Source organism: Serratia sp. HNCC26DJ206, from assembly GCF_057180605.1.
Window position 1 is genome coordinate 1 of the sequence record NZ_JBXUGP010000051.1, and the last position, 16175, is coordinate 16175.

The 16175-nt window shown below is 49.6% G+C and carries 19 protein-coding genes, 1 tRNA gene and 1 pseudogene; 12 read left to right on the top strand and 9 right to left on the bottom strand.

The genetic code is table 11. The annotated features are described in order from the left end of the window. The 8 genes and pseudogenes from AC2A1E_RS22610 to arsA (AC2A1E_RS22645) form a co-directional block, all read left to right on the top strand. Positions 1 to 322, top strand: a pseudogene (locus AC2A1E_RS22610) (methyltransferase domain-containing protein); the annotation flags it as partial. A 153-nt stretch (positions 323 to 475) separates the two neighbouring features. Then, positions 476 to 859, top strand: coding sequence for a PadR family transcriptional regulator (locus AC2A1E_RS22615; RefSeq protein ID WP_484385608.1), 384 nt, complete (start codon positions 476 to 478; stop codon positions 857 to 859). Positions 860 to 917: 58 nt separating this feature from the next. Further along, on the top strand, positions 918 to 1583 hold the full coding sequence (locus AC2A1E_RS22620) for an MIP/aquaporin family protein (RefSeq protein ID WP_484385609.1): 666 nt from the start codon (positions 918 to 920) through the stop codon (positions 1581 to 1583). Between the two features lie 167 nt (positions 1584 to 1750). Next, entirely contained in the window at positions 1751 to 2044 is a 294-nt protein-coding gene (locus tag AC2A1E_RS22625) for an ArsR/SmtB family transcription factor (protein WP_484385610.1), read from the top strand. A 66-nt stretch (positions 2045 to 2110) separates the two neighbouring features. Beyond that, positions 2111 to 2833 (top strand): arsenical resistance protein ArsH, encoded by a 723-nt coding sequence (arsH, locus tag AC2A1E_RS22630; protein WP_484385611.1) that lies wholly within the window; start codon positions 2111 to 2113, stop codon positions 2831 to 2833. A 7-nt stretch (positions 2834 to 2840) separates the two neighbouring features. Beyond that, entirely contained in the window at positions 2841 to 3386 is a 546-nt protein-coding gene (locus tag AC2A1E_RS22635; RefSeq protein ID WP_484385612.1) for a sigma-70 family RNA polymerase sigma factor, read from the top strand. A 76-nt stretch (positions 3387 to 3462) separates the two neighbouring features. Beyond that, the gene (gene arsD, locus AC2A1E_RS22640) at positions 3463 to 3822 is read left to right on the top strand and encodes an arsenite efflux transporter metallochaperone ArsD (RefSeq protein WP_484385613.1); all 360 of its coding nucleotides are present in this window, start codon (positions 3463 to 3465) and stop codon (positions 3820 to 3822) included. Between the two features lie 38 nt (positions 3823 to 3860). Then, positions 3861 to 5627 (top strand): arsenical pump-driving ATPase, encoded by a 1767-nt coding sequence (gene arsA, locus AC2A1E_RS22645; RefSeq protein WP_484385614.1) that lies wholly within the window; start codon positions 3861 to 3863, stop codon positions 5625 to 5627. A gap of 56 nt (positions 5628 to 5683) precedes the next feature. Here arsA (AC2A1E_RS22645) and arsC read toward each other — a convergent pair whose 3' ends face one another. From arsC to AC2A1E_RS22675, 6 genes are all read right to left on the bottom strand, one after another. Next, a complete protein-coding gene (gene arsC, locus AC2A1E_RS22650) occupies positions 5684 to 6112 on the bottom strand; it encodes a glutaredoxin-dependent arsenate reductase (protein ID WP_484385615.1) in 429 nt (142 codons plus the stop codon). Between the two features lie 63 nt (positions 6113 to 6175). Continuing rightward, positions 6176 to 7465, bottom strand: a complete 1290-nt coding sequence (locus AC2A1E_RS22655) for an arsenic transporter (RefSeq protein WP_484385616.1) — start codon at positions 7463 to 7465, stop codon at positions 6176 to 6178. A 49-nt stretch (positions 7466 to 7514) separates the two neighbouring features. Then, the gene (gene arsA, locus AC2A1E_RS22660) at positions 7515 to 9275 is read right to left on the bottom strand and encodes an arsenical pump-driving ATPase (protein ID WP_484385617.1); all 1761 of its coding nucleotides are present in this window, start codon (positions 9273 to 9275) and stop codon (positions 7515 to 7517) included. 21 nt (positions 9276 to 9296) lie between these two features. Next, entirely contained in the window at positions 9297 to 9659 is a 363-nt protein-coding gene (gene arsD, locus AC2A1E_RS22665; protein WP_484385618.1) for an arsenite efflux transporter metallochaperone ArsD, read from the bottom strand. 92 nt (positions 9660 to 9751) lie between these two features. Next, complete coding sequence (locus tag AC2A1E_RS22670) at positions 9752 to 10093, bottom strand: metalloregulator ArsR/SmtB family transcription factor (protein WP_484385619.1); 342 nt, start codon at positions 10091 to 10093, stop codon at positions 9752 to 9754. 517 nt (positions 10094 to 10610) lie between these two features. After that, a tRNA-Asn gene (locus AC2A1E_RS22675) sits at positions 10611 to 10686 on the bottom strand. A gap of 323 nt (positions 10687 to 11009) precedes the next feature. On the opposite strand from AC2A1E_RS22675, the gene agp reads away from it, so the two are divergent. Beyond that, positions 11010 to 12239 (top strand): bifunctional glucose-1-phosphatase/inositol phosphatase, encoded by a 1230-nt coding sequence (agp, locus tag AC2A1E_RS22680; protein WP_484385620.1) that lies wholly within the window; start codon positions 11010 to 11012, stop codon positions 12237 to 12239. Between the two features lie 71 nt (positions 12240 to 12310). Here agp and AC2A1E_RS22685 read toward each other — a convergent pair whose 3' ends face one another. Both AC2A1E_RS22685 and AC2A1E_RS22690 read right to left on the bottom strand, forming a co-directional pair. Continuing rightward, positions 12311 to 12748, bottom strand: a complete 438-nt coding sequence (locus AC2A1E_RS22685) for a nuclear transport factor 2 family protein (protein WP_484385621.1) — start codon at positions 12746 to 12748, stop codon at positions 12311 to 12313. A 182-nt stretch (positions 12749 to 12930) separates the two neighbouring features. After that, positions 12931 to 13530 (bottom strand): ester cyclase, encoded by a 600-nt coding sequence (locus tag AC2A1E_RS22690; RefSeq protein WP_484385622.1) that lies wholly within the window; start codon positions 13528 to 13530, stop codon positions 12931 to 12933. Between the two features lie 386 nt (positions 13531 to 13916). On the opposite strand from AC2A1E_RS22690, the gene AC2A1E_RS22695 reads away from it, so the two are divergent. Both AC2A1E_RS22695 and alkB read left to right on the top strand, forming a co-directional pair. Further along, positions 13917 to 14612, top strand: a complete 696-nt coding sequence (locus AC2A1E_RS22695) for a 4'-phosphopantetheinyl transferase family protein (RefSeq protein WP_484385623.1) — start codon at positions 13917 to 13919, stop codon at positions 14610 to 14612. 89 nt (positions 14613 to 14701) lie between these two features. Beyond that, positions 14702 to 15349 (top strand): DNA oxidative demethylase AlkB, encoded by a 648-nt coding sequence (gene alkB, locus AC2A1E_RS22700; protein WP_484385624.1) that lies wholly within the window; start codon positions 14702 to 14704, stop codon positions 15347 to 15349. A gap of 327 nt (positions 15350 to 15676) precedes the next feature. Here alkB and AC2A1E_RS22705 read toward each other — a convergent pair whose 3' ends face one another. Next, entirely contained in the window at positions 15677 to 16066 is a 390-nt protein-coding gene (locus AC2A1E_RS22705) for a TraI domain-containing protein (RefSeq protein WP_484385625.1), read from the bottom strand. Here AC2A1E_RS22705 and AC2A1E_RS22710 point away from each other — a divergent pair. Further along, on the top strand, positions 16056 to 16139 hold the full coding sequence (locus AC2A1E_RS22710) for an IS1 family transposase (RefSeq protein WP_484385626.1): 84 nt from the start codon (positions 16056 to 16058) through the stop codon (positions 16137 to 16139). The genes AC2A1E_RS22705 and AC2A1E_RS22710 overlap by 11 nt on opposite strands. Positions 16140 to 16175 lie beyond the last annotated feature (36 nt).

Here is a 16175-nt window from a genome sequence, read left to right on the forward strand (position 1 = left end):
TTATTCCATGACTTTCCGTCTATTCAAGCTCGACCTTGAAGATAAATGCGAAGACTATGGGCAGGTTGCTATATACAACGGCACATTATCAGACTCTCCCCATCGGTACTCGTTTGATCTCGAACACATTTTTGATGCTGGAAAAGCAATCCCCGTTTGCAGGAATACGGCTCTAATGCTGTCAAAAACGCGTTATGCCCCACATTTCACGATTATTGGGCGTGGTGATACGCATTACGGTCCCTTTGATTGTGGAAGCCCCGTGACAACCAAAGTTCCTTCCGAGTCTTTTGGCGCGACGCCGGGCGGTTGTGGTTGCTAATGCATATTGAGTAAGCTATGACGTGACGGCCATCCTTGTGAATGTTACTCTAGGAGTATGAAGAGTATAGCTTTTGTTCTTCTGGACTGTACTCAAGTTAAATGGCCGTCAGTGCAGAATTTTCGGCTGGGTAATCAGTAGAAAAGAGGCGCTATGTCTAGCAAGGTGGCGGGTTGTAAGCCCGCGCAAGATTATTTAAGCCAGGATTATTGGAAAGGGACCATCAAGATGTCTTTATCCAAGTTTTTCATTCTGTGTGTCTTGCACGAAGCGCCCATGCACGGATATGACATTGCACGTGCAGTGGATCGTAAAACTCAAGGTTGCTGTTCGCCAAGCGAAGGGGCGTTATATCCTGCTCTACGTGAATTTGAAACCGGAGGGTATCTCACTTCCAGTAATGAAATGGTCAATGGAAGAGGTCGTAAAGTCTATTCACTGACTGACAAAGGGCGTGGCGCTTTTCGCGTTGCAGTGAGTGCCTGGATGGAGGTTACCCAGTGGATCAATGAAACAGAGCAATTCATTTCTGAATAAGCCAGCATTTAAATAAAATTTAGTCATTCTCATGGTCAATAACCTGGAAGGTATTTTCATGTCTAAATTAATTGGGAAAGGATTTATATCTGAAACAATAGGCGTATTTACTCTGGTGTTTATCGGCGTTGGCGCGATTATCGTTAATCAAAGAACGCATGAAATTGGAAACTTTGGTATAGCCTTGGCATTTGGACTCAGCGTGACTTTAATTATCAGTTCAATATCTAAAGTCAGCGGTGCACATCTTAATCCCATTGTGACTCTGTCATTATGCGCCACAGGCAAGTGCTCCTCGAAGTGTGCGATCTACTATATGGTTGCCCAAGTGCTCGGTGCCTGTTTAGCCTCTGCCGCGCTTTATTTTCTCTTTGGTGACTTATTAAGATTTGGTGTCACTGTCGTGTCTGAGGACTTGAAGTTAATTGATGGCTTCATTATTGAGCTTATCATGTCATTTTTCCTGGTATTAACCGTGTTGCATACAGCCAATGCTTTTATTATTGGTATTGTTGTATTCCTGGATGCTTTTATTGGAGGAAGTTTAACCGGGGCAAGCATGAATCCTGCGCGGAGTTTTGGCCCTGCGATGATCAGTAATCACTGGGAGCATCAATGGTTGTATTGGGTAGCCCCATTAGCTGGGGCAATGCTGGCAACCGTCGTGTACTACTTAATACGCGAAAAATATCAAAATAATAATCAGCTTAATCCATTGTCTTAATTTTTTTACGAACTGAAAGTCTATTAATAAAGTCGATCGACTCATAAGCGTTTCTGGTAGAGGCAATTCATCACGTTCTTGTATACCTATGCTCAGCACAGGCTTCATTGTTGTTAATATTTCTGTTATTCTCGAAATGTGGAAATATTGATAAGAGAAGAGTAAAAATGGAACTGGAGGCTGTCGCGAATGCCCTGAAAGAGCTGGGCCACCCAACCCGACTGAGCGTATACAAAGCACTGGTCAGGGCGGGAGAGTGCGGACTCCCGGTGGGAGAGCTGCAGCGACGCCTGGACATTCCAAACTCCACCTTAAGTCATCACATTTCTGCTCTTGTCTCAGTCGGTTTGCTGCAGCAACGACGCGAAGGCCGTATTTTGTACTGCCTGCCGCAATACGAAGTCCTCAACCAGATCATGTCCTTCCTGGTGGAGGAATGCTGCGCTGAGCAAGAACGATAGACACCATTAATTGAGTTTTTTCTTTTTAGTTTCAATGGCAGACCGTGCCAGGAGAAGTAAGACAAGATGAGTAACCTGCTTGCTACATTAAATAACGTTGATCAGTCCCTACTGGATGTGGCTATTTCGGAGGAGAGGTTTTCCAGTAAAAAAGTGGGCCATGCCCCGCGTATTCTGATGCTGTACGGTTCAGTCAGAGAGCGATCTTACAGCCGACTGGCAACGGAAGAAGCGGGGCGCTTGCTGACAGCAATGGGAGCAGATGTGCGTATTTTTAATCCATCAGGATTACCATTGCCTGACGATGCCCCCGATACCCATCCTAAAGTGATGGAGTTGCGTGAACTGGTGATGTGGTCTGAAGGCATGGTGTGGTGCTCTCCCGAGCGTCATGGTGCGATGACCGGCATCATGAAAGCGCAAATAGACTGGATACCCCTTTCTGCGGGTGCTGTCCGGCCTTCGCAGGGAAAAACGCTGGCCGTGATGCAAGTCAGTGGCGGCTCTCAATCGTTTAACGCCGTCAATCAGATGCGTATTCTCGGGCGCTGGATGAGGATGATCACTATCCCCAATCAATCCTCCGTTGCCAAAGCCTGGCAGGAATTCGATGAGGAAGGGCGCATGAAGCCTTCTCCCTACTACGATCGTATCGTCGATGTGATGGAGGAACTCATGAAGTTCACATTACTCACGCGCGGTAACGCAGACTATCTCGTTGATCGTTACAGTGAGCGCAAAGAAAGCGCAGAGGCGCTGTCGGCTCGCGTCAATCAACAGAAAATCTAGGGCGACGATGGAAGCACTCCACCAGTTTAATCGTTGTATGACCACCTTCTGGGCTCAGCATCAGACTGAGCTCCACCGCTTCCTGAAAGCAAAAACGGGGGACAGTGAATTGGCCTCCGATTTACTGCAGGAGCTTTTTCTCAAAGCCAGAGCGGCCTCAGACACCTTCTGCCAGATGCAAAACCCCAGAGCCTGGCTGTATACCTGTGCCCGCCATTTGTTAATTGATACGCATCGTACAGCCAAACCCTACCAGGAATTGGACGATTCACTTTTTTCTCAGGAAGAGTGCCCGGCGGCTATCACGACATTAACAGAATGCTTGCCTCTGGTGCTTCAGGCGTTGAGCGAAGAAGAACGTGAAATCATCGAGCTTTGTGACATCCAGGAATACAAACAAAAAGAAGTCGCCACCCTGAAGAACCTGTCGCTTCCTGCCGTTAAATCTCGTCTCCTGCGGGCCAGACAGCATCTTAAACAACAGTTGATAGACATCTGCACCATTGAGGTGGATGAGTTTGATCACGTCTGTTGCCATAAAAAAATATCCTGAAAAATGCGAATCCTTTTCTGACCCCCTTCGTTTACTTCAATGTAAGGCTATTCACCACTACATTGAGGAATAAACAATGTCAAAAATTGAAATCTTTGAACCGGCTGGCTGCTGCGCCACCAGTAGCGTCGTTGTTAATCAGGACGCCATCACCTTCAGCACCGATATGGAGTGGTGCAAGAAGAATGGGCTGGATGTTATCCGCCATAACCTGTCCAAAAACCCGCAAAGCTTCCTGCAAAATGAGGTGGTCAAGTCATTCCTGAACACTTCCGGCGCGGACTCTCTTCCCCTGACGCTGTTGGATGGGAAGGTTGTCATGGCAGGACGTCTCCCCACCAGAGCCGATTTTGCCCGTTGGACCGATACGCCTTTAACCGCAGAAACAACCGCAACTCAGCAACCTTCCTGCTGCAGTATTCCCCGCCTGCCGTAACCCTTGGAAGAATGCAATAACGTGAGAAGAGGTTCAGTATGAAAATTAATTTCTTGGAAGGGATGACTCCCTTTATTTTCTTTACCGGGAAAGGGGGCGTGGGGAAAACGTCGCTGGCGTGTGCGACAGCCGTTTCTCTGGCGGACAGCGGCAAAAAGGTGCTGCTTGTCAGCACCGATCCGGCATCCAATGTGGGCCAGGTATTTGACCAGAAAATCGGGCACCAGATTGTGGCCATTACTAAAGTGGCCAACCTGTCTGCAATGGAAGTCGATCCGATGGCGGCGGCACAGGCCTATCGGGACCGCGTGTTAGATCCAGTTCGTGGTGTGATGCCCAAAGACATTGTGCAAAGTATCGAAGAACAGCTATCTGGTTCTTGTACCACTGAAATCGCTGCCTTTGATGAGTTTACCGGCCTGCTCACCAATACCGCTCTGCGCAGAGATTTTGACCATATTGTGTTCGATACGGCACCTACCGGGCACACGATCCGGATGCTGGAACTGCCGGGTGCCTGGTCAGGCTACCTTGAGGCCAACCCGGATGCTGCCGCAAACCTGGGGCCACTCATTGGTCTGGAGAAACAGCAGGACCAATATGCCGAGGCGGTTGCCGCACTGTCAGACCCCGAACTGACGCGCCTGGTCCTGGTGGCCAGAGCCCAGGCATCGACGCTGAAAGAGGTCTCTCACACCTATGAAGAACTCTACAATATTGGTCTGAAACAACAATATCTGGCGATCAATGGCATCTTGCCTGCCGAAGCGGCCACCGATGACAGACTGGCCGACAGCATCATTGCCCGAGAGAAGAAAGCATTGAGTGACATGCCGAAGAATCTTTCCGCTTTGCCGATGAGCCAACTGCCATTGAAACCCTTCAATCTGGTCGGTCTGGATGCGTTGCGTAAATTGTTCACCGATAACAGTAGCGAAAGGCTGGAAACCGTCCGCGCGGACCAGCAGGATCTGACCTTCCCTAAACTGTCTCAACTCGTTGATGAATTGAGTGCATCAGGCAAAGGTCTGGTGATGACCATGGGTAAAGGGGGCGTCGGTAAAACCACCATTGCGGCTTCTATTGCGGTATCTCTCGCACAAAAAGGGCATAAAGTTCATCTAACCACTTCTGATCCGGCTGCCCATTTATCCTATACCCTGGATGGCAGCCTGAATAACCTGACCGTCAGCCGGATAGACCCGAAGGTAGAGACTGAGAAGTATCGCCAATTTGTTCTGAGTAATCAGGGTAAGGGGCTGGATGCCGAAGGGTTAGCTGTTCTTGAAGAGGATTTACGCTCACCTTGTACCGAGGAGATTGCCGTCTTCCAAGCTTTCTCGCGGGTCATTAAGGAAGCTGAAGATCATTTCGTCATTATGGATACCGCGCCAACCGGCCACACGTTGCTGTTACTGGATGCCACGGGTGCCTATCACCGAGAAATGGTCCGACAGATGGGGCAAAGCGGCGAACAGGCCTTAACCCCCATGATGCAACTGCAAGATCCTGAGCAGACGAAAGTGGTGATTGTCACGCTGGCAGAAACCACGCCAGTGTTGGAAGCCGCTAACCTGCAGGAAGATCTGCGCCGGGCAGAGATTGAGCCTTGGGCATGGGTGATCAATAACAGCTTGGCGGCCGCATCACCTCGTTCTCCATTCCTGATTACCCGATCAAATCGGGAACTGCCCCTGATTGCAGAGGTTGAAAAGAAATACGGTCACCGGATCGCTGTTGTTCCTCAACAGTCGGCAGACCCTGTCGGGTTGATCCAGCTACAAAGATTAGCTGACGGCGAATAACATATTCAGCGATACAAGGCACGCAGCACACCGCGTGCCTTCAATAAATTATCTTTCTATTTCTCTACGCGTTTTCCTTGTGCATCCACCACGCGCTCACCATCTTCCTTGGTGAATGCGCCGCGTTGTGCCTCGGGCAAAATGTCCAGTACCACTTCAGAAGGTCGGCACAATTTGGTTCCCAATGGCGTGACCACAATCGGGCGGTTGATCAGAATGGGGTGCTGCAACATAAAATCGATCAACTGCTCATCGCTGAAGTTATCTGCTGCCAGCCCGAGTTGCTCGTAAGGCTCAACATTCTTGCGCAATAACGCCCGAACCGTGATCCCCATCTCTGCAATCAGTTTCACCAGTACATCGCGGCTTGGCGGTGTTTCCAGATACAGGATCACCGTCGGTTCAGTGCCACTGTTGCGAATTAACTCCAGCGTGTTACGCGATGTCCCACAGGCCGGATTATGATAAATAGTCACATTGCTCATCGTGATGATCTCTCATTGAAACGCCAGCCGGTTATGCCTGCTGGCGTAGTTGTTTAAAAAAAATCAAAGGGAAATGGATAGTCGCAAGGCTAATGCCGCCAGCGTGACCAACAGCACCGGGATCGTCATGACAATCCCCACACGGAAGTAATACCCCCAGGTGATGGTCATATTTTTTTGTGATAGCACATGCAGCCACAGTAAAGTGGCCAAGCTGCCTATCGGGGTAATTTTCGGTCCCAGATCGCTGCCAATCACGTTGGCGTAAATCATCGCGTCTTTGATCACGCCGCTGGCAGCACTGCCATCAATGGAGAGTGCCCCCACCAGAACAGTCGGCATATTGTTCATAATGGAGGACAGGAATGCCGTCAGGAACCCGGTGCCCAGCGTGGCCACCCACAGCCCTTGCTCGGCAAACTGGTTCAGCAAGGCGGAAAGGTAATGGGTCAGCCCGGCATTGCGTAGGCCGTACACCACCAGATACATCCCCAGCGAGAAGACCACGATCTGCCAGGGCGCGCCACGCAGCACTTTGCCGGTATTGATGGCATGCCCTTTTTTAGCGACGGCAAGCAGGATCAGCGCGCCCACGGCAGCGACCAGGCTGACAGGCACGCCGAGCGGCTCCAGGGCAAAGAACCCGACCAGCAGCAGAACCAGCACCAACCACCCGGTTTTAAAGGTGTTCAGATCGCGGATGGCCTCTTTCGGCGCTTTCAGCAAGGACAAGTCGTAAACGGTGGGAATCTCTTTGCGAAAAAACAGATGTAGCATCACCAGCGTGGCGGCGATGGCGGCCAGGTTGACCGGCACCATTACTGCCGCATATTCCGTGAATCCAAGGTTGAAGAAATCCGCCGAGACGATATTCACCAGGTTTGACACGATCAGCGGCAAGCTGGCGGTATCCGCAATAAAACCCGCCGCCATCACAAAGGCCAAGGTAGCACCACGGCTGAAACCCAGTGCCAGCAGCATCGCAATCACAATCGGTGTCAGGATCAGTGCGGCACCATCGTTGGCGAACAACGCCGCCACCGCCGCCCCCAATAAAATGATGTAGGTAAACAACAAACGGCCCCGGCCATTACCCCAGCGCGCCACGTGCAGTGCGGCCCATTCAAAGAAGCCTGACTCATCCAGCAACAGGCTGATGATGATCACGGCAATAAAGGTTGCTGTGGCGTTCCAGACAATCTGCCAGACCACCGGAATATCACCGAGATGAACCACGCCGCTCACTAGCGCCAGTATCGCGCCGAGTGTGGCGCTCCAGCCAATACCCAATCCTTTAGGCTGCCAGATGACCAGCACAATGGTCAGAACAAAAATAGCCCCTGCCAACACCATAACGCCCCCGAAAGGGTAAGAGCGCACTCTTACCCGGAAAAATGATAAGTTAAACGCCGTCAGCCAGATGGCTCAACCGCGCAATGCCGATCGGTTCTTCTTCCTGCAACGGAACGAGGGCCAGGCGTGAAGAGAGTGAGTCTCTGACTTTTTTTATCTGCTCAACTTCATGCGATGCACGCAATTGCAACAACGGTGATGAAGTGGTCGCAGCAACCAGACTGTTGTTAATGACCCACGCCCAAGGCTCAATGCCTGCCCGACGCAGATCTTCCTGCAGGTTGGCGGCTTCCAGTACCGGTGTCGTTTCAGGTAGCGTCACCAATAATACTTTGGTGCGTTTTTCATCCTGCAACTGCATCATGGGCGTCAGGTAATGACCACTTTCCCCCATCCGTTTGGCGACCTCTCGGTGGTAAGCACCGGTAGCATCGAGCAATAGCAACGTATGACCGGTCGGCGCAGTATCCATCACCACGAAGCGCTTACCCGCTTCCCGTATCACGCGGGAAAAAGCCTGAAAGACCGCAATTTCCTCGGTACAGGGGGAACGGAGATCTTCTTCCAATAACGTCTTACCCTGTGCATCCAGATCCTTGCCTTTGGTGGACAAGACGTGCTGACGATAACGTTCTGTCTCAGCCAGCGGATCTATCCGGCTGACGATCAGGTTAGGGAGTTGCCCATGCAAGGTGTTCTCCAGATGGGCAGCGGGGTCAGAAGTGGTCAGGTGGACATCCAGTCCTTTTTCGGCCAGTTTTACCGCAATCGATGCGGCCAGAGTGGTTTTGCCCACGCCACCTTTCCCCATCAACATGACTAAACCGTGTTCATCAGCGGCGATTTCCTCAACCAGAGAGGACAGTGTGGGCAATTCGGTGAATACTTCGGCCATGTGATGCGTTGAAGTTGAATAGGGGGCCTCGCTTTTCACCAGCAGTTGGCGTAGCGCATCAGTTCCCACCATATTCACCGGTTGCAGCATCAGATCATCTCTTGGTAAAGCCGTGAGGACATCGGGTAACTCACTCAACGCCTGCTGCTCGCGCCAATACAAGGCGCGAGCCAACTTGTCTGCCTGCGCTTCAGCTTCAGGCAGTATCCCATTGATGACCAGAAACTGATTGCGTAAGCCGACCTGTGCCAGTTCGTGATGGGTTCTGGCGACCTCGGTGAGCGTTGATTTTTGTGCCCTGGCTACCAGGATCAGACGGGTCCTTGTTGCATCGGACAAGGCCTGTAATGCCTGGGCATAACGGTCGCGCTGTTTTTCCAAACCGGCCAGCGGGCCCAGACACGAAGAACCCTCCGGGTTACTGTCGATGAAACTGCTCCAGGCCCCCGGAAGCTGTAGTAAACGGATGGTATGCCCGGTGGGAGCCGTATCGAAAATCACATGGTCAAAATCATTCAGCAGTGCAGCGTCAGTCAATAAACCGGTGAACTCATCAAACGCGGCAATCTCAGTGGTACAGGCACCTGACAATTGCTCTTCGATGCTGCGAACCACTGCCTCTGGCAGCAGACCTTTGACGGGGTCAACAATACGTGAGCGGTAAAGCTGAGCCGCTGCTTGTGGGTCAATTTCCAGCGCAGACAATCCTGGCACGTTTGCGATCACGGTAATCTGGTTGCCGATGGGCTGATTAAACACCTGCCCGACATTCGAGGCCGGATCGGTACTGACTAGCAAGACGCGCTTACCGGCATCCGCCAGGGTAATCGCGCTGGCGCAGGAAATGGATGTTTTACCGACCCCGCCTTTCCCGGTAAAAAAGAGAAAAACCGGTGGATGTTGTAAGAATTTCATGACCTTCCCTCCATGCGTTGACTAACAGCAGGATGTGTTGCCACCACAGCAGCTTTTCGGTGCAATGCCGGTGATTTCCAGCGGCAGTTTGCACCAGCGAGCCAGGTCAGCACGGGTAGGGTAACGCCCTGCCATGACAAATTCGCCATCCAGCAGAATGAGCGGCAGGCCTTCAGCCCCTGAGTTTTCAAGGAAATTTTTGACCAGCGTATTGTCGATAAAGGCCATAGGCTGTTGGGCAAGGTTGTAACGTGTCACGGTGACTCCGCGCTTTTTTAGCCATTCCACATCAGCAGAGAAGGTGACCAAGGCCTGGTCAACATCAGTGCCGCATACGCCGGTACTGCAACAGAGTGCCGGGTCATACACTGAGAGCGTTTTCATCGATTCCATCCTTTCTGTTATTGAATCAGTCTGTCACCTTACTCAATCAAATGTGAAAAAACAGATATGAAAGAGTAAATTTTTTTAGTCCATCACAGACAGGCAGCTTTACTGCTTATCGTTCCATTTCCGCGTGCCAGTAAAACGATTTGGTCTCGTTGACTGAGATAGGCCTGCTCAATCACGGCGGCAGCCCAGGCAGGAATATGCGGTGACAGGCGATAGTGGATCCACTTTCCGGCGCGGCGATCCAGTAAAAGCCCAGACTCTCTGAGCATGGCCAGGTGTCTAGAAATCTTGGGTTGAGACTCATTGAGTGTGTTACAAAGCTCGCAAACACAGAGTTCGCCGGATTCTCGTAGCAGCAGGATGACATTCAGGCGGGTTTCGTCTGACAGGTTTTTGAAGAGCTGCAAGGGGGTGAGTGTTGTCATGATGGCTCCAACTCAAATAACTCCTATCATCTTAAAACGCTAACAAACAAAGTCAATATTATATCTGATTTTTCGAATGTGAAGTAAGTGCTCAGGAGAGGCTAGCTAAGAATGAGAGAGTGAAACCAGCGAGTTCACTATGGATCGTTCATGAAAGAAAAGGGTTTTGTGGCTTATGTCAGTTATTGGAAAGAATGTACAGGCAAGTGCTGTGGAATAGGAAGCAGGCTATTTTTAATAACAAATTGGTGGAACAGGCGTCAGGTTTCGATAGTGAGACCACCAAGTTCTTCGCAGATATTGTTCTATAAGGCAATAGTTGTTCGCGAGCCACTTTAATAACACTGGTGGAGGTCTGTACCAAGGATCTAAACCTTGCCGATTCGAGTCCTTGTGAAGCCCCCAGAAAGGCTGGATTCCAGTATACCAATATGGAACAGAGTGTAATTTGAACTGCAAGAAGGGGATTTTACTTTGAGACACCATGGACAATAGTGGCTATCCATGGTGTTAAATTTGGCTCCTCTGACTGGACTCGAACCAGTGACATACGGATTAACAGTCCGCCGTTCTACCGACTGAACTACAGAGGAATCGTGTGAACAAGCGAAATCATAACGGGGGGCCAGAGGGAAGTCAAAGGCGGATTATGCATTCTGTGACTGTTTGCTTACAGAATGCGCAACTTGTTGAGGTTTTAGCAAATTTAGCTCATTATCGCGCATTTTTAACGCCACTGATGTGGAGGTTTTTCGCTAATCAGCGGGCATCTTGCCAGCTTACTGTCAGCCATTGCCGGCCGCTGTTGCACTTCCTCCCCGTGATACTCCTCACATACTTTTATGCCTAACCCCGCCATCATAGTTCGCTGAGCGTTAACCTATTAAAAATAATCACTTTTCAGGAACCTCTGCGGATGAAAAAATCAACATTGTTACTTTGCCTGCCACTGCTGTTCACCGGATCTGCGATCGCCGAAACTCAAGATTATCAACTACAGCAAGTGTTGGTGATGAGCCGACATAACCTGCGTGCTCCATTGGCGAACAACGGCAGCGTACTGGCACAATCAACGCCAAAAGCCTGGCCACAATGGGATACTCCGGGCGGGTTGCTGACCACCAAAGGCGGCGTGCTGGAAGTGTATATGGGCCACTATTTCAACGCGTGGCTGAAACAAACCGGTGTGTTGCCGCAAGAAGGGTGCCCAGCCGATGGCAGCGTGTATGTCTATGCCAACAGCTTGCAGCGGACCGTCGCTACTGCCCAATTCTTTAGCAACGGAGCGTTTCCCGGCTGTGATATCAGCGTCCATCATCAGGACAAAATGGGGGAAATGGACCCCACGTTTAACCCGATCATCACCGATAATAGCGATGCTTTTAACCAGCAGGCGTTGAGCGCGATGAATGCTAAGCTGGCTTCGCTGAAGCTGGATGCTTCCTACAAGCAACTGGCACAAATTATTGATTACAAGGACTCTACCGCCTGCAAAACTGACAAGCAGTGCGATCTGACCGCCGAACCTAGCAAAATGAGTGCGGTGCCGGGGAAAGAGCCAGGGGTCTCTGGCCCGCTGAAGGTGGGCAACTCGCTGGTGGATGCCTTTATGTTGCAGTATTACGAAGGCTTTCCGATGAAGAATGTCGCTTGGGGCAAGATCGTGACGCCGCACCAATGGCAACAACTGGCGCAACTGAAAGACGGCTATCAGGACTCGTTGTTTACCTCAACGGTGGTAGCGCAGAACGTGGCGAAACCGTTGCTGACCTATATTAGCTCGGCGCTGATTGGCGAGCGTAAAGCCGGTTCACCAAAGTTGACCGTGCTGGTGGGGCATGATTCCAACATTGCTTCGTTGCTTTCTGCTATGCAATTCAAGCCTTACCAACTACCGCATCAATACGAGAAAACGCCGATTGGTGGCAAACTGGTCTTTCAACGCTGGCACGATGGCAAGAGCGATCGCGATCTGCTGAAGATTGAATATGTTTATCAGTCGACTGAACAGTTGCGTAATGCCGAGCCGCTGACGCTACAGAAGCCACCACAGCGAGTCACCCTGGAGCTGGAGGGTTGCCCGGTTGATCAAGAGGGGTTCTGTGCCTGGAGCGATTTTGAAAAAACGATGAAGGGGGTTCTGTAACCTCGCTTTGCCCCTCTGCTACTGTCTCTTATAGTTAGATCCCCGGCGTATTTGCCGGGGATTTTACCGACTTACTTAGAGGCATAAAGAGGGGCAATGTCCATATAGATATATGTGCCTGCCACTTTATTGTCTTTGATTTTAAATACATCGGTTACTGGCAACGTTACCGTGCTGCCATCGTGATGGGTATAAGTGACGTTCATTTCAGCAACAATGCCTGATTTATCATGCCAGGAATGCACAACTTCATGTTTTAACCCTTTAATGCTGCTATAAAAATCTGTCTGAGCTTTTGCAATCGATTCTTTTCCCGTTGCTTCTGGGAAATTACCAAATTTAAACTTTGAATCGTCAGTTAACAACTTGGCGAATTGTGTTGGCTCCATGCTGTCAATGGCTTGTAAAATCGTATCAAGCTTGATGGTTTCTTTTTGAGCTGCCTGCGGGGCAGTAACCATAACAAAGCTAGACATCAGGATCACAGAAGATAGCAGAGTGTTTTTCATTAAATTACCCATTTTAACTATTATTTATTTCTGCGCGATTTCTTATTAAATAGTGTAGCAATTATTAGGTATAAACCTAAAATTATTCGAGCTTCAAGGGAGATAATACACATATGATTAAAAGTGTGGCGAGTCTCCCTATAGTCAAAATTTATTTACTACAAAGGTGTAGATCTATAAATTTATTTCAGTAACCCTAGCTGCTTCATAAAAGTATAATCATCGTAGAACAACCATTCTTCATCCATGGTGCCTTTATCATTCCATCGGCCGATGGTTGCCATCTCGATTTCAAAACGCTTACCCGTTGGTTGAATGACTGTGCCATCTGATAACACCATTGGTTTAGTGAACGTCCCACGCCATATACCCGTTACGGCCGTGTAATCGCCTTGACCAATACGTACATGGTGGATTGGGTTTTCTGTATCAGGTGCAAAAGCAAAGATTTTCTTTGAACGCTCTAAATGTTCTTTCAAACCCTTTGTCACCGTGCCATCAGGGTAGTGAACGATAATGTCCGCAGCATGGCTTCGATCCATTTCGTCCCATTTCTGATGGCTATAAACATTAAAGTCCAAGTCATCAAAATTTCTGAGGTTTTTTTCTACGGTTTTTCTCTCCGCCTTAAATTCCTCTAAACTTTTATTGATGCGTTGCTCTGCATGAGCATCAGACGTTGCAGAAAAATCATCTGGCTTATTTTCAGCAGCAAAGGTCGCAATGCTGATTATAAATGTTAATGCAATAGCTGATTTTAGTGGTTGATTAATTTTATTCATAATAATTCCTTTTATCCTATATTGGTTAGGGTTAATTCGGTATGCAGAAAAATCCCCAGGTTTATTCATGGTGTCTGTAAAAGCGTTAGGTATGTGTTAATACCATAAGACCGTTTGGTCGTGATTAAGAATAGCGAATTCCTTTATAAAACAAATTGAATATTATTGGCTGAGTCATTCAAAAAAATGGGGGTCTAATTAGACTATATCCCTTAATATTTTATGGTTAAATAATTTTGACTAAAGATTTAGCATCATTGCCTGTTGTGATATCGCGTAAGTGGCTGAAGACTATGGTATGAGACTTACCCTGCGTGCCATCTCGCTGCAACTCCAAGTACTTTAGGTATACACTACCTCATCTGCACTTTTATCACGGACGAAGCGTGTTAACTTCTTTTATTACCCATATTGAATGGCTGACGATTGCTGATTATCCAGGGCTGATTGTCCGTTGCCATTTTTCTGTGGCGGCTTATCGCGATGAACTGTTCCTGTCGGCCGGGATCGGTTTCCCTGAGCATTTAACCCCTGCGGTGACAAAGCGCCGGGCAGAATATCTGGCCGGACGTTATCTGGCACGGCAGGTGCTGGCAAAACTGGGGCATCATGATTTTACGCTATTGCGCGGTGAAGACCGTGCACCGCTGTGGCCGCAGGGTATTGCAGGGGCGATCAGCCATAATGTAGATACGGCGCTGTGCGCTGCCCACCGTAAAAACGGCCTGGGAGGCATCGGTATCGACGTGGAAACACTGATGCCCGCCAAACGTGCCGAAGACTTATGGAGCGGGATTATCAGTGAACTGGAATATGGGTGGTTACGCCAGCAGCCACAGGCTTTTGAGCAATTGCTGACATTGGTGTTTTCCGCCAAAGAGAGTCTGTTTAAGGCACTTTATCCGCAGGTACGCTGTTATTTTGACTTCCTCGATGCGCGTTTTACCAAGCTGGACATACAGCAACAGACCTTTGAACTGGAGTTGCTGAAAACGCTAACGCCACAGTGCTATGCCGGTCGCCGATTCAATGGACATTTTTTGCTTAAAAGTGACACTGTAACAACATTGATTCACTGTTAAATCAGAATTATGGCAATGCGGTTTCCTGCTACTGGACAAGTGGCGATGAGGGGTTAGAATATAACTGTGTATTTATACAAGCATTAATCATGACGCTCGATCTCTTTGAAGATGCATTACCGCCGCCGTGGCGTGAAGAAATCGCGCCGGGTGCAGTCGTGCTGCATGGCTTTGTGCGTGACCACGGCCCGGAATTGCTGGCCGCAGTTCACACCGTGGTAGCACAGGTACCGTGGCGACATATGACCACGCCAGGTGGTTTTACCATGTCGGTGGCGATGAGCTGGTGTGGCAACGGTTGGACCAGCGATAGCCAAGGTTACCGCTATTCCGCCCGTGATCCTGGCAGTGGCAAGCGTTGGCCGTCGATCCCGGCAATTTTGATGGCGCTGGCCGACGAGGCGGCGCAACAAGCTGGATTTGGTCACTACGTGCCGGATGCCTGCCTGATCAACCGTTACGATCCGGGCAGTAAAATGTCACTGCATCAGGACAAAGATGAGCACGATTTCAGTGCACCGATCGTTTCGGTATCACTGGGGCTACCGGCGGTATTTCAGTTTGGTGGCTTGCAGCGCAGCGATAGAACGCAGCGTATTCCATTGGCCCATGGTGATGTGGTGGTTTGGGGCGGCCCGTCGCGTTTGTGTTTTCACGGCATTTTGCCGGTAAAAGAAGGTTATCACTCGCTGGTGGGCTCGCACCGTATCAATATCACCCTGCGTAAGGCGCGGTAGCCTAATAACTATAGGTTGCCGTTATCGCTGCAATACCTGCGCTATGTGGATAGAGCACATCAATTACTCTGGATGATCCGATAGACGTTTGTTGCTGGCTAAGGTATTGAAATGAAAAACGCCACGAACGTCTTTAAAAGTTCATGGCGTTAAATTTGGTTCCGCTAACTGGACTCGAAATTTAAGTTAATCAATTGATTTTTTTATAATTAGAATTTAATTGTTAGAACACCCCCCAATAAAGCCTTAAAATTTATCGTTTGTCATAAATGCGATGTATGTCTCATTTTGATGCGGTCATTACAGTGAAGCCCCAGTGTTTCTAAATCATGGGGAGATAACACACTTCAGAGCTACTATGGGTATCGTCCTACACGACGGTAATACATTGAAAACCGCCAGATTGCTGGCCGGTATGCCATCCATGCCCTGCGACAGCAGATAGGCGCGCAGTTTGTCGGAAGTGGTCTTACTCACCAGCCAGAGCGCATCCTGTGTCAGCCAGCTGTCCGAGGGCTGGGGCTGGTTCAGTTTCAACTCTTCTAGCAGATAGCGCAGACCATCAAGCAGCTTACGTTGCAGGGCATGCCGGGGTGCAGTAAGCGCTTTGCTGGGGTCACCGCGCGACAGATGCCTGGTCGGCCTGTATGACAATCTCACCCAGCGTGCTGGGATGTTCATACTACCGGCCATGACATAGAGAAAGCTGGCCCACAGGTCCGGGTACCGCCCTGGTCAGAACCCTAAAGGCCATGACAGATTCCTCTGCCGTGGCCATCATGAATATTGATTGAACTCAATTACCCGATAATGCCGCTTTGATAGC

What these genes read in the sequence shown, in the direction of transcription:
- AC2A1E_RS22615 (WP_484385608.1), top strand. Translation starts at nt 476, where the DNA reads ATGTCTAGCAAGGTGGCGGGTTGTAAGCCCGCGCAAGATTATTTAAGC.
- AC2A1E_RS22620 (WP_484385609.1), top strand. Translation starts at nt 918, where the DNA reads ATGTCTAAATTAATTGGGAAAGGATTTATATCTGAAACAATAGGCGTA.
- AC2A1E_RS22625 (WP_484385610.1), top strand. Translation starts at nt 1,751, where the DNA reads ATGGAACTGGAGGCTGTCGCGAATGCCCTGAAAGAGCTGGGCCACCCA.
- arsH (WP_484385611.1), top strand. Translation starts at nt 2,111, where the DNA reads ATGAGTAACCTGCTTGCTACATTAAATAACGTTGATCAGTCCCTACTG.
- AC2A1E_RS22635 (WP_484385612.1), top strand. Translation starts at nt 2,841, where the DNA reads ATGGAAGCACTCCACCAGTTTAATCGTTGTATGACCACCTTCTGGGCT.
- arsD (WP_484385613.1), top strand. Translation starts at nt 3,463, where the DNA reads ATGTCAAAAATTGAAATCTTTGAACCGGCTGGCTGCTGCGCCACCAGT.
- arsA (WP_484385614.1), top strand. Translation starts at nt 3,861, where the DNA reads ATGAAAATTAATTTCTTGGAAGGGATGACTCCCTTTATTTTCTTTACC.
- arsC (WP_484385615.1), bottom strand. Translation starts at nt 6,112, where the DNA reads ATGAGCAATGTGACTATTTATCATAATCCGGCCTGTGGGACATCGCGT.
- AC2A1E_RS22655 (WP_484385616.1), bottom strand. Translation starts at nt 7,465, where the DNA reads ATGGTGTTGGCAGGGGCTATTTTTGTTCTGACCATTGTGCTGGTCATC.
- arsA (WP_484385617.1), bottom strand. Translation starts at nt 9,275, where the DNA reads ATGAAATTCTTACAACATCCACCGGTTTTTCTCTTTTTTACCGGGAAA.
- arsD (WP_484385618.1), bottom strand. Translation starts at nt 9,659, where the DNA reads ATGAAAACGCTCTCAGTGTATGACCCGGCACTCTGTTGCAGTACCGGC.
- AC2A1E_RS22670 (WP_484385619.1), bottom strand. Translation starts at nt 10,093, where the DNA reads ATGACAACACTCACCCCCTTGCAGCTCTTCAAAAACCTGTCAGACGAA.
- agp (WP_484385620.1), top strand. Translation starts at nt 11,010, where the DNA reads ATGAAAAAATCAACATTGTTACTTTGCCTGCCACTGCTGTTCACCGGA.
- AC2A1E_RS22685 (WP_484385621.1), bottom strand. Translation starts at nt 12,748, where the DNA reads ATGAAAAACACTCTGCTATCTTCTGTGATCCTGATGTCTAGCTTTGTT.
- AC2A1E_RS22690 (WP_484385622.1), bottom strand. Translation starts at nt 13,530, where the DNA reads ATGAATAAAATTAATCAACCACTAAAATCAGCTATTGCATTAACATTT.
- alkB (WP_484385624.1), top strand. Translation starts at nt 14,702, where the DNA reads ATGACGCTCGATCTCTTTGAAGATGCATTACCGCCGCCGTGGCGTGAA.